At 39.3% G+C, this 15768-nt stretch carries 19 protein-coding genes; 8 read left to right on the forward strand and 11 right to left on the reverse strand.

All coding sequences use genetic code 11. From position 1 onward, the window contains the following. Positions 1-533 precede the first annotated feature (533 nt). The gene (locus KT990_RS12880) at positions 534-710 is read left to right on the forward strand and encodes a hypothetical protein (RefSeq protein ID WP_005096822.1); all 177 of its coding nucleotides are present in this window, start codon (positions 534-536) and stop codon (positions 708-710) included. Positions 711-1150: 440 nt separating this feature from the next. Here the strand turns inward: KT990_RS12880 and KT990_RS12885 are convergent, their stop codons facing one another. Beyond that, positions 1151-1420, reverse strand: coding sequence for a hypothetical protein (locus KT990_RS12885; RefSeq protein WP_074382825.1), 270 nt, complete (start codon positions 1418-1420; stop codon positions 1151-1153). A 458-nt stretch (positions 1421-1878) separates the two neighbouring features. Here KT990_RS12885 and KT990_RS12890 point away from each other — a divergent pair, with 458 nt between their 5' ends. Next, positions 1879-2514 (forward strand): SOS response-associated peptidase, encoded by a 636-nt coding sequence (locus tag KT990_RS12890; protein ID WP_074382826.1) that lies wholly within the window; start codon positions 1879-1881, stop codon positions 2512-2514. A gap of 40 nt (positions 2515-2554) precedes the next feature. Here the strand turns inward: KT990_RS12890 and KT990_RS12895 are convergent, their stop codons facing one another. The 3 genes from KT990_RS12895 to KT990_RS12905 form a co-directional block, all read right to left on the reverse strand. Continuing rightward, on the reverse strand, positions 2555-2695 hold the full coding sequence (locus KT990_RS12895) for a hypothetical protein (RefSeq protein ID WP_005096816.1): 141 nt from the start codon (positions 2693-2695) through the stop codon (positions 2555-2557). A gap of 211 nt (positions 2696-2906) precedes the next feature. Then, positions 2907-3308, reverse strand: coding sequence for a helix-turn-helix domain-containing protein (locus KT990_RS12900; protein ID WP_005096813.1), 402 nt, complete (start codon positions 3306-3308; stop codon positions 2907-2909). 1 nt (position 3309) lies between these two features. Then, positions 3310-3600 (reverse strand): type II toxin-antitoxin system HigB family toxin, encoded by a 291-nt coding sequence (locus KT990_RS12905; protein ID WP_005096812.1) that lies wholly within the window; start codon positions 3598-3600, stop codon positions 3310-3312. A 1293-nt stretch (positions 3601-4893) separates the two neighbouring features. Here KT990_RS12905 and KT990_RS12910 point away from each other — a divergent pair. Further along, the gene (locus KT990_RS12910; protein WP_005096809.1) at positions 4894-5235 is read left to right on the forward strand and encodes a hypothetical protein; all 342 of its coding nucleotides are present in this window, start codon (positions 4894-4896) and stop codon (positions 5233-5235) included. 172 nt (positions 5236-5407) lie between these two features. Here the strand turns inward: KT990_RS12910 and KT990_RS12915 are convergent, their stop codons facing one another. After that, complete coding sequence (locus KT990_RS12915) at positions 5408-5605, reverse strand: hypothetical protein (RefSeq protein ID WP_218208892.1); 198 nt, start codon at positions 5603-5605, stop codon at positions 5408-5410. A 646-nt stretch (positions 5606-6251) separates the two neighbouring features. Beyond that, positions 6252-6482 (reverse strand): hypothetical protein, encoded by a 231-nt coding sequence (locus KT990_RS12920; RefSeq protein WP_004280185.1) that lies wholly within the window; start codon positions 6480-6482, stop codon positions 6252-6254. A gap of 253 nt (positions 6483-6735) precedes the next feature. Between KT990_RS12920 and KT990_RS12925 the strand changes: the two genes are divergently transcribed. Beyond that, on the forward strand, positions 6736-7209 hold the full coding sequence (locus tag KT990_RS12925) for a CinA family protein (RefSeq protein ID WP_005171076.1): 474 nt from the start codon (positions 6736-6738) through the stop codon (positions 7207-7209). A gap of 98 nt (positions 7210-7307) precedes the next feature. Continuing rightward, a complete protein-coding gene (locus KT990_RS12930; protein WP_218209387.1) occupies positions 7308-7928 on the forward strand; it encodes an aminotransferase in 621 nt (206 codons plus the stop codon). Between the two features lie 52 nt (positions 7929-7980). Here KT990_RS12930 and prpC read toward each other — a convergent pair whose 3' ends face one another. Then, positions 7981-9120, reverse strand: a complete 1140-nt coding sequence (gene prpC, locus KT990_RS12935) for a bifunctional 2-methylcitrate synthase/citrate synthase (RefSeq protein ID WP_159138138.1) — start codon at positions 9118-9120, stop codon at positions 7981-7983. A gap of 4 nt (positions 9121-9124) precedes the next feature. Beyond that, positions 9125-10009, reverse strand: a complete 885-nt coding sequence (gene prpB, locus KT990_RS12940; protein ID WP_218208893.1) for a methylisocitrate lyase — start codon at positions 10007-10009, stop codon at positions 9125-9127. A gap of 231 nt (positions 10010-10240) precedes the next feature. Between prpB and KT990_RS12945 the strand changes: the two genes are divergently transcribed. From KT990_RS12945 to KT990_RS12955, 3 genes are all read left to right on the forward strand, one after another. Beyond that, positions 10241-10888, forward strand: coding sequence for a TetR/AcrR family transcriptional regulator (locus KT990_RS12945; RefSeq protein WP_005171084.1), 648 nt, complete (start codon positions 10241-10243; stop codon positions 10886-10888). A 113-nt stretch (positions 10889-11001) separates the two neighbouring features. Continuing rightward, complete coding sequence (argF, locus tag KT990_RS12950; protein WP_159138139.1) at positions 11002-11922, forward strand: ornithine carbamoyltransferase; 921 nt, start codon at positions 11002-11004, stop codon at positions 11920-11922. A 103-nt stretch (positions 11923-12025) separates the two neighbouring features. Continuing rightward, a complete protein-coding gene (locus tag KT990_RS12955; RefSeq protein WP_180083165.1) occupies positions 12026-12499 on the forward strand; it encodes a hypothetical protein in 474 nt (157 codons plus the stop codon). 104 nt (positions 12500-12603) lie between these two features. Here the strand turns inward: KT990_RS12955 and KT990_RS12960 are convergent, their stop codons facing one another. From KT990_RS12960 to clpS, 3 genes are all read right to left on the reverse strand, one after another. Next, on the reverse strand, positions 12604-12957 hold the full coding sequence (locus KT990_RS12960; RefSeq protein WP_218208894.1) for a YnfA family protein: 354 nt from the start codon (positions 12955-12957) through the stop codon (positions 12604-12606). Between the two features lie 96 nt (positions 12958-13053). Then, positions 13054-15330, reverse strand: coding sequence for an ATP-dependent Clp protease ATP-binding subunit ClpA (gene clpA / locus KT990_RS12965; RefSeq protein ID WP_005171089.1), 2277 nt, complete (start codon positions 15328-15330; stop codon positions 13054-13056). A gap of 9 nt (positions 15331-15339) precedes the next feature. Next, positions 15340-15753 (reverse strand): ATP-dependent Clp protease adapter ClpS, encoded by a 414-nt coding sequence (gene clpS / locus KT990_RS12970; protein WP_005171093.1) that lies wholly within the window; start codon positions 15751-15753, stop codon positions 15340-15342. Positions 15754-15768: the final 15 nt, after the last annotated feature.

A 15768-nucleotide genomic window follows, 5' to 3' on the forward strand; every position in this document is an offset into this window, starting at 1 on the left:
ACGAAATTTTCGTAAGTTTATGGCTAAATGTGGCTAAAGTAAAAAATCAATATTGAAAGGCATTTACAATGCGTAAAACATGAATCTATTTTTATAGAGCAACCTCGGATAAAAATGGGAATATTTTTAAGAAGGAGTTATTTCAATTCACCTTTGATACTTAATAAAGCAAAGTTACGGGAATATTGAATACTTTTGAAATAAAAACACGCTTTAAATCTTCTCTCCAAATAGCTAAGCCACTGATTTAAAATCTTCAATCCTCTATTTAAGAGGCCTATTTTTAGAACTAAAATACTCATTGTGGAGTTTAGGTATCGAAGCAATATCCGATAATTCCACTGACTTCGCACTTTAGTAGACAAATCATCTACCTGCACCATAATTCAAAAATATGCCGAAATATAAATAAGATATAAATCTCGAAATCCTACATATCGCTACACTCGCATCTCTAAATCATCTCATTGTAAGTGCTTTTAATATGCCACTCTAGGCAGGTCGAATCTTCGACAATTAAAATTGAGAAACTTATGTTAGTTAATACAAATACTGCTCAAAAAGCGTCTTTCAATCAATTTTCTAATAATGCGACTGAGAACAAACCTAAGCCAAATGAGCAAGAGCAAAAACCGAATCAAGGAGAGCCAGCTCCTATAACCAAAGAGCAAAATGATCAAAAAAATCAGGCGGATAAGAAAAACTCATAATATTATGTTGAATTAATAAAAGAAGCCTATCTCCCTGATAGGCTTTTTGCATTCAAAAGATAAACATTTTCCATAAAAGCCTGAGAAATAAAAAAGCCCATCCTATGATGAGCTCTTTAATCCAATAGATCTTATTCTTACGAAGCTGCGAATTCTTGCAGTACAAATTGTTTTACACTTTCATCAAAATTTGGTCTGGAAAGAGCGAGCTTGCCATTTTTCATAGATTTATAACAATAGCTTGCGGCTACGCCTACACCAAACAAAGTCAACAACTTCATTGCTCACCTCATTAACTGTCAGATTTGAATACAAAAATTAGCATTCAAATGTGTAGTTTTCCAACCCAATTTAGAGTGTTTTTTGTACTCCATGTTAATTAATGTATGGGTAGAAAATAACAAAGCTGACCATTGGATAAGCTGTTCTAACGTCAAAACCTAATTGTTGATGTGCATATCAACCCAATTAAGGAAGCTGTTTTTATCCGTAAATTTAGGTGCAGAACTTATGCTCAGTATTTCTTTATTTCCAAATTTACCACTAATGTTATGGAATGCTTGGACTTTAAATTCCTGAGGCTCTCCTTCGTGCAGCGTTCTAAAATACTCTACTGACTTATCAAACTCACTTTTCTCTTTAAAGCCAGGACGTTCTTTTAAAAACTCATAAACTTGTTCTAGAGCGGGTAAATAATTATTTCTAGGCATTCTATATTCTCTAAAATTATGAGTTTTATTGTGAATGCCTATTCTGAATTAATAGTGATAAGAATGTTTAAGCTTTTCTTACCGTTTATGTAACTCTTTCTTCTTTCAAGCAGTCACGACATACTTTCACTTCTTTACCATCCGCTTGGCATTCGATTTCTGTGACACCATGAAGACCGAATAAACAAAAGATAAAATGCAGCATGACCTTTCTGCGCAAAAGATAGCTCCTTCAGGCAAAGGAGGCAAAACTGGAAATAAAACTATAGCAATGGAATCTGGGCGCTCATTTTATCGAAGATTATTTTTCATCCATTGGCGAAAAATTACATTCATATTCACCATAAAAATTCCGTTTCCAGACCCAACTACATTTACGATTTCGAATTGTTTTGAGGTCATCATTCTTATAGTTTAATTGTTATCGCAGATCAGAATGCTAAGCAAAGAGGTCGGTCATGTGTTCAAACTATGAATTCCCCTCAAAAAGTCAGCTCTCTTTATTAGATCTTCATGCAGAACAACTTGAATTGAACATGAAATCACATGTTTACCCCTTAGCACCTGCTCCTATCATGATGCGAGGTGCTGAGGGGTTTGAGTTAGATATTGCACGTTTCGGACTGATTCCCTTTTGGGCGAAAGAATTAAAATATGGTCGACATACTTACAATGCCCGAACTGAAACAATAGCGTCCAAGCCAAGTTTTCGACATGCCTGGAAAAACAACCAGTTTGCTTTAGTGCCCGTGGATACTTTCTATGAACCTAAATATATCGATGGAAAACCGCACTGGTTTGGTATTTCACGTGAAGATGGCAACCCTTTTACCGTTGCAGCCATTTATGATGATGTGCTCATTGAGGGTGAAAAAATCAGATCATTTTCGATGCTGACTATAAATTCCGATCAACACCTATTGATGAAACAGTTCCACCATCCAGATGACGAGAAGCGCTCGATTATTGTGATTCCTGAAGAATCACGCCATGATTGGTTATGCTGCGATCATGAACAAGCTCATGAGTTTTTCTTTGAAATGAGAGATGAGTTTAGAGCGAAACCCAGAGATCACCGGTTGTCGAAAAACTAAAAGCCCTAAAGCAAGTTAGGGCTTTTAAAATGTGAAAGAGCTATTTTTGTTCTCTCAATGGATTTTCCGGTTCTGCATTGGGTTTTTTCTCTGGCTTCACGCCCTTATACGAATCCTGATTGCCTTTATCATCATTAGATTCTTTTTGCGGATTTGATTCTTGCTCTGATTTATTGGTCATGTGTATCTCCTTTATCGATCCATTAAGAAATAAATATGACATCTGATCCTAAACATCAATATTATTTATGTTTCACATTCACTTTTTAGAAAAGCAAACTTTTCTGGAGGCGCTCTCACCTTTCACGACACTTGAAATTTAAATAATCAAATGAGCAGCGCTACCTGATTAGACAGCACAGCATGGAAATATCAGCTTAGGCGGGCATCGATTAAAAGAAAGTATCTGCCGATACATCAAAGCGCTCAGACAAGGCCTTGATATGACGGATATTCAGCTGACGTTTGCCATTCAATATTTCTGAAATTACTGATTGTGTCGCGACATCAGACAAGTCTGCTTGACTAAGCCCGTGTTGCTCCATCAACAAGGCCAAGGCCGTTCGTCCATCACCTTCTGGCATGGGTAGATGTTCATGCTCATACGCCGAAACCAGATCACCCAGTTGATGAATAAGCCCCATTAAAGGATGTGATTCATCATCACCGACAATGTCCAAAAGCTCATCTAGGGCTTCAGTTAGTGTATGAAAGTCATCCTCATTTTCCGGCTTGCTGAGCAATGGTGCAACATAACGCCAGTGATCAACGGCCTGTTTAATCATTGCATTCATTCTAACCTTCCTTCCAATGACCTTTATCATATTCATGGTGAGACAAGACATGGCGAATATAAACGCGTTTTGCCTGATACATCACCACAGCAATCAGCCGAATCTTGTTTCCACCGATATCGAATACATGAAACTTTCCAACCTTATCTACTGCTGGAAAGAGTCTCTTCATTTCAGCAAAATCCTTAGGATGATTGGCCTTCATCAGTCGATACCAACCATCTAATGCCGTTCCAGCCTGTGGCCACTTTTGCGTTGCTTCAAGAATTCGAGCGTGGGTGATCACATGCATATATTTTATCGCATTTTGCTATATTTCTAGTATATATAAATTATCGCATTTTGCAATATATTCTTATCCGACTATTTTAGTTCTCAATTTTAATCATTTATCGTCATGTAATCCTATTTAAATCATAATCTTATAAAGTATAGATTGTGACCCGTATCATTTAAATCCAGTTGAGTTCAATCGTTATCTTGGATTTTTATTATAAAAATTTCACCCACAAACAAAACCCCCGCCAAGTGATGATTGAACGGGGATTGAGCTTCATTAATACATCCGGTGAATTGGAACATTATTCAATATCTTTCAAGCAATCACGACACTCTTTCACCTCTTCATGATCACAGGTGTAATTGATTTCAGTCGCACCATGAAGGCCAAATAAACAAAATATAAACTGGATCATGCTTTTCTCCTGAATGTAACAAGCTTAATCAGTGATTAAGCTTGTATTGATTTTAAGACTCAATAACTCGATACGGAATAATCGGATCACGACCTGAGTAATAACTTAACCGCCTGAATACATTTCACAATTTAAGCAAAGTTAAGTTTCTGGTATTTAAGTTCGTGCAGGCTCTTCACTTTTAGTCTTTTGATCCTTCTTACAATGATCATTGCCCATCATATGACACATTTTTTCTTTGCAAGATTTAAAACAACAACCTATCATCACGCCCATGCCAAATGCACATATACATCTCATCATAGCTTTGCCCTGTCTTTTTATAAAAAGAGATATATAAATACCATCTATTCATGTTTCACTCTTGAGAGAATTTTCAGGCTTTATGTTGTATATGAAAACTTATGTGAAAGAGAATAATTAAAGTAAAAAGCTCTCATTGAGCAATCCGTGTTTATAAACAAGAAAAAGCCTGCTTAACTCTCCTAAATTAAGCAGGCTTTATAATGTGCTGATTTTCTAATTATTTTCATTAAGTTCTTGGAATGAAGCCAAGATATCACTGGCCCAGCAGTCAATCTGTGTGTGATATATAGAGGCTATGTTTCTAAATGTGCAATAAGCGTTACTTTTCTTAATTGAATGGCTTTAATTTAGGCAAAATATATTTTATTCGTTAAATTTTATGCTTAAGAGAAAACAGATGGACACTTTAGATCAATATGCATAACAATAAATTTGTTCATTTTTTAGGATAAAATTCCCTGTTGCTGTACTGTATGTGAATATCAGGAATTTTTGACTTCTTCTAAAGTTGGTAGATGACTGCTTTCTTTTTGGCTATTTCTCTCTATAATTTTTGATATGACAAATAACAAGATTTTGACATCATGATAAATCGTATACTGATTACTTTATTGATAAGTCTGACAATAAGTGGCTGCCAAAAGCAGCAAGCCGACAGTTCAGCGGAACCTGATCAAGCCCTCAAAGCCCAATTTGAACAATCAGATAATCAACTCAGTGCTTATCTGGACAAACTAGATTCTTCCAGTATTAGTCCAGAAGAAAGAACACGCATACTCTGTGAACAATATCCTAAAGAATATAAAACTCGTTATATGCCGGCTTTATTAAAACTTATGCCTCAGGAATATACAGAAAAAGGACTGCTTACAGATTTAGACAATGCCTTAAGCTTTTATAAGCAGAAAGCCAATATCCAGTGTTAATTCATACTGATTAACGTCTATAACCAAATTTTTACCCTAAAAAAACCGCCTGATTCAGGCGGTTTTTTTATGAACGTACAGCTTAAACAGAATTAACGCTACAGTTTTGGCAGATCTTATGAATCATACCCACGCTGCTAGTTAATTCTATTATGGCTGCTAGTTCTGTTGATTATTCCAGATCTTGTTGAGATTGCTGGTTTTTTTGCTGATTACGCTGTGGCTGCTGTTGTTGCTGGTTTGGGTTTTGCTGGTTGTTTTGCTGACGCTGTTGATCTTGCGTGCCTTGTTGGTTTTGCTGTTGTTGCTGTTTCTGTTGGTCTTGCTGTTGTTGCTGTTTCTGTTGGTCTTGCTGTTGATTATTAGCCATGGTGTAACTCCTTACTATTTGCTTTAAATTAATTAAAAGCCGATAGAGTTTCGACTTAATATCTACTCTACGCATTTTTCAGAATTCTCCAACCTATAACCTGTTACAGATTAATTCAATGTAAAAAATGGCAAGCCAAGTAGTTGAAATCAAGATTAATAAGCAACATAAATTACTTTATCCAATAAAATAGACACATGATGAAAGATAATATGTTTCGAAATTTTTATTATTCAATAAAAGGAATAACTTAACCTGAGTAAAATATATAAAAAAGACATTTAAAATATTTTAAAAAATAACAATATATTATCAAGTAAAATATATTAAAAACCTATGCTCATGATATTTATGATTAAATTCAATAACTCAGCCTAAGTATTAATATTTTTAAAAATGGAATAAAACATGCAAAAGGTAATTGTTCTAAACAGTTTTTTAATAAACGAATATACGATACGTAACATTGAATCACGTATAACGACTAAGTTGTTTCCAATTTATCTTGACTTTAATAAAAGATATTTATCAATCAGACTGACATTAATTTTGGTAATTTTTTATTTTTAAAAAGCTTTTATTAACTTAATGTTAGCCAAATAATAAGCCTCTTAAAAAAAGAGGCTTATTCACTTTAAGGTTTATCTTAGATATTCACAACTTTAACAATAATCGTTTGGGTATCTTCCTGCTCTTCAGCCAGATGTAAACGTTTAAGCTCTTTGCTTTTTACTTTGAACTGTAAATTCTGATAAGAAATCGTGCTTGGAATCTGATCAAAATATTGACCATCAGCATCAATTTCTTCCTGAAATAATGGTGTACCCAATTGGTAGTCAAGACTTTTTAAGACTACATATTTTACTGTGGTTTTCATTCTAACGCCCTACTTTCACTAAGCACTTTATTTTTATTTTTACCACTGTTCAGCTTGAGAAGAAACCTCTATTTGAAAAAATAGTCTAAGCTTTAACCACTCAGGTTTTGTGATCAAATCAGTATCAAATTGTACTAATCCATGAAAAATTTTAACTTTCATAAAAATATAAATATACTCGGAGTTGAACGACAGAAAAAATCTGTCTAAATTAAGCTAAAACCACTCGGATCATAAAGAAAATATAGAGACTATGATAAAGACCTGTTGCAACTTACTCGAAGAGAAAAATATAAAAATTGCCTTTATTGAAAGTGCGAGCTCTGGATATCTATGTAGCCAGTTTTCCATCTGTAAAAGTGACGGCGCCGAAATTCTGGCTGGCGGATTGGTCTGCTACGATGTTGGTGTAAAAACTTCGGTATTAAACATTCCCCAGACTTTGATCAATAGTTACACTGCCGAATCCATGCCAGTTACTGTTGCCTTGGCAGAAGCGGGTAAAAAGATGTTCCGGGATGCAGACTGGATTATTGCCTGTACAGGTTTGCTTAAACCCGGTGGTAGTGCGACACCAGAGAAACCGGAAGGGACTTTTTTTGTAGCAATTAATGATGGTACTCAAGTGCATCAATTCCAGTATTATTTGAAAGGTACTCCACTCGAACGTCTGAATAAACTGTCTGCCGTGGTTGCACACGATATGATTAATCTACTCAATCATTAATCTAGTTTTATAATTACGCCGCAACAAGCTTCATTATTTCTACTGTATTTTAAGATAGATTAGCATGATCAAATGCTAATCTATTTTTTGCGGGTAGAATAACCATGAATATTAAAACTGCGCTGTTTCTGCTCCCTCTTGGCTTGCCGAGTCTGGCTTTTGCTACGGTCGGTGGCCCACAAAATATTGAAATTCTAGGCTATGAAGTCAAAGAGCAAAAGCTCTATGTCATGCGTCATTACCTTGATGGTCGTGGGCGCTTGCCACAGCTGTATTATTATAATTTTAAATCCGCAAAACCGAATCAGTTGATTCAGGTCAACTCCTTATATATCAATCCAAAAACCAAACGTATTGATTATGACCAAGACAGTCGCAAGTTTGATCAGGACATTGCCAAAATCAAAAAACGTTTAGTTCCACTGAGTCCGATTCAAAGTTCAAAGGCACAACTTAAAATTTTAAAAACCACAACAGGGACGGCAGCTGCCTGGTACGATCCACAAGAAAAAGTGCCAAAATGGACTTATCAATATCAAGTCAAATCTGGCTCACAAAAAAGTCCGACCCATCAAGCGGTCAGTTATCAGCAAGGTCTAAAAATTAGTCAGGCCTATAAAGTTCCTAAACAGAATAAAACGCTGGTGACAGTCAAGTATCTGGGGATTCCTTTTGAAACAGGCTATAGCATTGAAGATCCAGTCCTGTTAAGTCGATAAAAAATAAGGTCTCGATTGAGACCTTATTTTTTATTCAAGATATTAATAAATATTAAGCCGCTGTAGAACGCTCGGCGATCGGTACTACTTTACGCAGTTCCGGCCCAGTATAATCCGCGCTTGGACGGATAATACGGTTGTCTGCACGCTGTTCCATCACATGTGCTGCCCAACCTGTGACACGTGACATGACAAAAATCGGGGTAAACAGCTTGGTTGGAATGCCCATAAAGTGATAAGCCGAAGCATGGAAGAAATCGGCATTACAGAATAATTTCTTCTCACGCCACATCACTTCTTCGCAGCGCACTGAGACCGGATAAAGTACCGTATCACCGACATCTTTGGCTAAACGCTCAGACCAGATTTTGATGATGCCATTACGCGGATCATTGTCTTTATAAATCGCATGACCGAAGCCCATAATTTTTTCTTTACGTTCCAGCATGCCCAGCATTTCACGTTCAGCTTCTTCAGGCGAGGTCCAGTTTTCGATCATATCCATTGCAGCTTCGTTAGCACCGCCATGTAGAGGGCCACGCAAGGAACCGATTGCACCGGTAATACAAGAATGCATGTCAGATAAAGTCGATGCACATACACGAGCGGTAAAAGTCGAAGCATTAAATTCATGCTCTGCATATAGAATCAAAGAGACATTCATCACCTGTTCATGCAGTTGATTTGGCTTTTCGCCACGTAATAAATGCAGGAACTGTGCACCGATTGAATCATCATCCGTATTTTCTTCAATACGTACGCCGTCATGGCTATAACGATACCAGTAACAGATAATTGCCGGTAAAGTGGCAAGAATACGGTCTGCAATATCCTGTTGCTGTTCAAAAGACAGTTCAGTTTCAAGATTGCCCAGCATCGATACGCCAGTACGCATTACATCCATCGGATGAGAATCGGCAGGAATCCGCTCTAGCACTTCCTTTAAGGCTTGAGGTAGCGTGCGCAAAGATTTTAATTTGGCTTTATAGGCAACTAACTGCTCTGAAGTTGGCAGTTCGCCAAAGAAAATCAGATAAGCCACTTCTTCAAACTGGCAATGTTCAGCCAGATCCTGCACGTCATAACCGCGATAGGTCAGACCTGCGCCACTTTTGCCTACAGTTGAGAGTGAAGTTTTCCCTGCCACTTGTCCACGCAATCCTGCGCCGGTGAGTACTTTTCCTTCAGCCATTTTTTTAATTCTCCTGTTTAAACAGTTTATCTAATGTGTCTTCGAAGCTGTGATAATCTAAAAATTCGTAGAGTTCTTTGCGTTGCTGCATAATATCCAGCACATTCACCTGAGTGCCGTGTTTACGCACCGAACGCATCACTTCAAGGGCTGCCTTTTGCATGGCACGTGTCGCTGATAATGGATACAGCACCATGCCAATACCCTGCTCTGCCAACTCATTTACCGTATAATAGGGTGTATCACCAAATTCGGTAATATTTGCCAAGACTGGCACACCCACTGCATCGCATACGGTGCGATACATGGTGATATCGGTCATCGCTTCGGCAAAAATTGCATCTGCACCCGCTTCAACACAGGCACAAGCACGATCAATCACCGCTTGCAGGCCTTCTTTTTGTAGCGCATCGGTACGCGCCATGACCACAAAGTTTGCATCGGTTTTCGCATCGACTGCCGCTTTAATACGATCGACCATTTCCTGCTGTGACACAATTTCTTTATTTGGACGATGACCACAACGCTTTTGTGCCACCTGATCTTCAATATGCACCGCGGCTGCACCAGCTGCAATCATCTGTTTGATCGTGCGGGCAATATTTAATGCGCCGCCCCAACCGGTATCGATGTCGACCAATAAAGGTGTATCAACACGTTCTGTAATCCTGCGTACATCTTCCAGAACATTATCCAGACTGGTCATGCCCAGGTCAGGCAAACCATAAGAATAATTCGCGACACCCGCACCTGATAAATAAATGGCTTTATAACCGACTTGTTTGGCCATCATGGCAGCATAGGCATTTACCGTACCCATAATTTGCAATGGTTTCTCGACTTCAAGTGCTTGTCTAAATCTTAGACCTGCAGACATTTGTTCTGTCATCTTCCTTTTCCACAGTCTTGGCTATAATTATTGAAACTCGAGTATACTCATTTGGCTTGCTCATTCCACAATCTGATAGAACAAATACTCTAAAACTTTAGTCAAATTTTTAAGTTTTACTTTACCTAATCCGGCAAATACTGCGCTTATGCGGTGCAATTATGAAATATGTACATATATTTGCTATGATGGCGTTTCAATCTTTATTGACATGTTGATGTATTATCTCCTATGCAAGACCTCGTCCTAGAACCGCTCGCCAAAGACCTGCCGCAGACCAAACGTGGTCATGAGCGCTGTATTGCGCTGCTGAACAGTGCAACCGAGCTGTTTCTGGAACGGGGTTATGATGCTGTGTCTCTCGATGATATTGTTCAGCATGCAGGTGGCTCCAAAGCCTCCATTTATAAGTACTTTGGCAATAAAGAAGGCTTGTTTAAAGCCATCTGTGATTATCGTCGTATCAAGTTTTTTGAAGATATCAGCATTCCGATCGAACTGATGGCACTGGATTTTCGTAGTTATCTGGTTCACACCTTGCTGAATTTTTATCATCAGATCATGCAACCTGAAAACTCAGCCTTCATGCGTCTGGTTCTGGAACAGAGTCAGCGTAATCCAGAACTGGCTCAGCATATTCATGAACACGGTCCTGTACATGTCCAGAGTGCGATTGCCACTGCATTAGAACAGGCAGATGCACAAGGCTTATTGCATTGTGAAAATCCGCAATATTCGGCTCAGCTATATTTTGGTATTTTGCGTAATCTGGAATGGCGCATCCTGATGGGAATTTCCATACAAGAAGATGATCAGGAAATCGACAAATACATCAGTTATTGTGTGGATCGCTTTTTAGACGGTCATCAAAAAGTCTAGTTTTTTTGCATTTTTCATTGCTTATAGTATATTAGCCGATTCCGTATTTTTTCTTAAACTAACCAACAACTGATTGTTGATCGAGTTTTTCGGCAATTATTGTGGAGTAACGAATGGCTCTCCGTCACTTTCTCACCTTACGCGATTTATCAACTTTAGAACTTAACCAGATTTTGCAACGCGCAATTGAGCTTAAGCGCAAACAGCATAACAATGAAGTGTTCCAACCATTTGTTGGTAAAGTGATGGGCATGATTTTTGAGAAATCGAGTACCCGTACGCGTGTTTCGTTTGAAGCTGGCATGAGCCAATTTGGTGGTAGCGCAATTTTCCTGTCTTCTCGCGATACCCAGTTAGGCCGCGGTGAACCGATTGAAGATTCTGCACGCGTGATTTCAAGCATGCTGGATATCGTGATGATCCGTACTTTCGGTCATGATATCGTGGAACGTTTTGCATCTTATTCAAAAGTTCCTGTGATTAATGCTTTAACAGATGATCACCATCCTTGCCAGTTACTTGCTGACATGCAGACCTATGTAGAGCAACGCGGCTCAATCGAAGGTAAAACTGTTGCCTGGATCGGTGATGGCAACAACATGTGTAATTCATATATTGAAGCAGCACACATGTGGGGCTTTAATCTGAAAATTGCAGCGCCAAAAGGTTATGAACCACAAGAAAAATTCCTGTCTGAATTTGCGCATTGTGTTGAACTGGTCGATACCGCGGAAGATGCAGCCGTGAATGCTGACCTGATCGTGACTGACGTTTGGGCAAGCATGGGCCAGGAAGAAGAACAAAAAATCCGTGAGAAAGCATTTGCAGGCTATCAAGTGAATGAACGCCTGATGGATCTTGCGCATCCGGATTGTTTGTTTATGCACTGCTTACCTGCGCACCGCGGCGAAGAAATTTCAGAAAACTTGCTTGACCATAAAAATGCCGTGGTTTGGGATGAAGCTGAAAATCGCTTGCACGCACAGAAAGCCCTGGTTGAATTCCTGATTAATGAAAATCTGAAAAAAGACTAAATTAAAAGCTGAATCTTCACAAATTAAGCACCAATCTCTGGTGCTTTTTTTGTCTCAGCTCTTATAATCATGATTGAAATGGAATAAAAAGTGATGTTATACAATGCAAAAAAAATATTGGGCTTTGGCACTATTGGCAGGTTTTAGCAGTGCCACCTTCTCCGTTCATGCTTCTGAATTTGATCAATATCTTCAGGAAAAAAATATTATTGACAGCAAATTTAAAATTCAGAAAAAAGCTGAACTGAATGAATTACTCGCAGTACTGAGTGCAGAAGATTCCAGAACTTTACCTTTACAGATCGATCAGAATACAATTATTGAACAATTACAGTTAAGTGCCAATAAAACCACATTGAAAGGTTTAATCACCACACCGGATTTTAGCCAATTTGAAAAAGATCTGGGCCGCAAAGAAGTGATGAAAATGATCCGTAATAATCTGCTCAATAATTGCGAGATTTTCTTTGAGCATCGCTATCAGATTGAAAACCCATACAAGGTCGAGCTCAGCCTGAGCTCGCAAACACAAACCTATAAAACTGATATTTCCCAGAAAGATTGCAAATTGAAATAGTCTAAAGAAATAAGATATTGGCTTTTATTCAGGATTAAAACATCAAGAAAACAAAGAGGTCGCTATAGCTGCCTCTTTTTGATGAGGTTTGCTGTTATATCCTGCTAACGCACCAAACCTTGCGGCTGTAGAATTATAATCAGTGCCCCCAGTATTACTACCATCCCGCCAAGCAAATCCCAACGTGACAGTGTGACTTGATCAACGAAGTGCAACCACATTAGCGCCGAAAAAATATAGATGCCACCATAAGCGGCATAAATCCGTCCAGAAGCAGCCGGATGCAAGGTGAGTAGCCAGACGAAAGCCGCCAAAGCCAGAGCTGTCGGAATCCACAACCAGTGACTTCTCCCCTGATTTAAAATCAGGTAGGGAAAATAACAGCCTAAAATTTCCATCAATGCCGTGACCAGAAACAGGCAAAAAGTAGTGAGCAGCTTGGTAATTTGAATATCCATGATTTGTCTTTTGAACTGTATGAATGAATTTGATGATTTAAAATATGAGTGCATGAAAAAACCCGTGCTTGCACGGGTTTTATTTTTTCATATTGATTAAGCAGGTTCAGCAGTCTGGTCTTCAAAGACTTCAAGTTTTAAGCCAACAGCTTTACCATTTTCTTTCTTCACCGACACTGCAACATTACCGCCATTTTCAGCCAGTTCACCAAACAGGATCATTTCTGCCAATGGTTTTTTCAGGTGTTCCTGAATCAGACGCTGCATTGGGCGTGCGCCCATTAAACGGTCATAGCCTTGCTCTGACATCCATTCACGCGCACTCTGATCCACTTCCAGCATGACTTTCTTATCATCAAGTTGCGCTTGAAGTTCGGTCAGGAATTTATCCACGACATTTTCAATGATGCTGCTTGGCAATGCCTTGAACTGAATCACGCCGTCAAGACGGTTACGGAATTCCGGAGAGAAGGCTTTCTTCATCGCTTCCTGGTTATCGTTGCTATTGTCCTGTTCCATAAAGCCAATGCTAATACGTGAAATACTTTCAGCACCAATATTGGTGGTGAGGACTAGGACAACATTACGGAAATCCGATTTACGTCCGTTATTGTCAGTCAAGGAACCATGATCCATAATCTGCAATAACAGGTTAAAGACATCTGGATGCGCTTTTTCGATCTCATCAAGCAATAGCACGCAATGTGGATTTTTGTGAATCGCATCAGTCAACAAACCACCCTGATCAAAACCGACATAGCCCGGAGGTGCACCGATTAAACGCGACACCGCGTGGCGTTCCATGTACTCGGACATATCAAAGCGAACCAGCTCTACGCCCATCTGCTTAGCCAGCTGCTTGGTCACTTCGGTTTTACCGACACCGGTTGGGCCAGCAAAAACAAAGCTGCCCACAGGTTTATCGGGCGATTTCAAACCGGCACGAGACAGTTTAATGGCCGACGCTAAAGCTTCGATCGCTTCATCCTGACCAAAGACCACGCGTTTCAGATCGCGCTCAAGATTTTCCAGTACACTCTTGTCATCTTTAGAGACCGTTTTTGGTGGTATACGCGCAATTTTCGACACGATATCTTCGATATTTTCTACCGTGATCAAACTGTCATCTTGTTCAGCTTTTAAACGGCGCTGCGCACCTGCTTCATCAATCACGTCAATGGCTTTATCTGGCAAGAAACGGTCATTGATGAACTTCGCAGAAAGTTCAACCGCAGATACCAATGCCTGATCGTCATATTGCACATGATGGAAATCTTCAAACTTGGATTTCAGGCCACGTAGGATATCAATGGTTTCAGAAATAGATGGCTCATTCACATCGATTTTCTGGAAACGGCGTGACAAAGCATGATCTTTCTCAAAGACCTGACGGTATTCCTGAAAAGTGGTTGAACCAATGCAACGTAAAGTGCCATTGGCCAATGCAGGCTTGATCAGATTCGATGCATCCATAGTGCTGCCCATACTGGAGCCTGCACCAATAATCATGTGAATTTCATCAATAAACAGCACAGCTTCAGGTTTCTTTTTCAGCGCATTTAAAAGCTGTTTCAGGCGTTTTTCAAAGTCACCACGGTATTTTGTTCCGGCAACCAATGCTCCAATATCCAGACTGAAAATTTCAGCATTTTCGAGTGGTTTTGGCGCTTTACCATTAACGATCAACCATGCCAAACCTTCTGCAATCGAGGTTTTACCGACCCCCGGATCACCGACAAGAAGTGGGTTGTTTTTACGGCGGCGGCACAGAATTTGAGCGGCACGTTCAATTTCTTTTTCACGACCAATCAGTGGATCGGTCTTGCCTTTTTGCGCTTCGATATTGAGATTCGTCGTATACAGTTCAAGCGGACCTGAACTGGCTGAAGATGCAGACTCACCATCGAGGTCTTCAATTTCTTCTTCACCCTGTACTTCTTCTTTACGCGTACCATGAGACAGGTACTGAGTTAGCGTAAGGCGATTAATTTGATGACGTTTCAATAGATAGACGGCAAATGAGTCACGCTCAGAATACATTGCAACCAGAATATCAGCACCTTCTACAGTCCGATCACCACCGCTAGATTGCACGTGAAAAATCGCGCGCTGCAAGATCCGGTCAAAACTTTCTGTTGGGTGTGGTGCCTGATCACTATTTTCACCAAGCTTAGGGGTATGCTGTTCTACGTATTCTTCTAACTCCTTGCGCAACACGATAATGTCTGCGCCACATGCTTTAAGCGCATTTACGGCAGAGTCATTGTCAAGCAAGGCTAATAATAAATGTTCTACGGTCAGGAACTCATGTCTCTTTTGACGAGCCATGCTGACAGCCAAACGTAGTGATACTTCTAATTGACGACTGAGCATGTAACCCCCTTAATCTTTAGGCTCTATTTGGCAAAGTAATGGATGACCTTGTGATCGAGCATAATTATTGACTTGGTTCGCTTTGGTTTCCGCAATGTCTCGAGGATAGACCCCAGCTACACCCTTTCCTTCATAATGTACAGTTAGCATTACTTGTGTAGCTTGGTCAAGATTCATTGCAAAGTATTGTTGTAAAATTTCAATTACAAATTCCATCGGGGTATAGTCGTCGTTCATTAAAACGACAGCATATAAGGGCGGACGTTTCAGTTCTGGCGGTGCAGTCTGCACAGCAAGGTCAGAATCATCACCTTCCAGAGGTTCATTTGCTAAACGCGGGCTGATATGCCAATCAACAATTCCAGATTCATAAAAAGAATTTTTGATATCACTTAAACACATTTGACGTTTATTGCTTGGCATAAGATTTATATTTCA

Origin of the sequence: Acinetobacter sp. F9 (assembly GCF_019195275.1) — a bacterium.
In the GTDB taxonomy this organism is placed as follows: Bacteria; Pseudomonadota; Gammaproteobacteria; order Pseudomonadales; family Moraxellaceae; genus Acinetobacter; species Acinetobacter pseudolwoffii.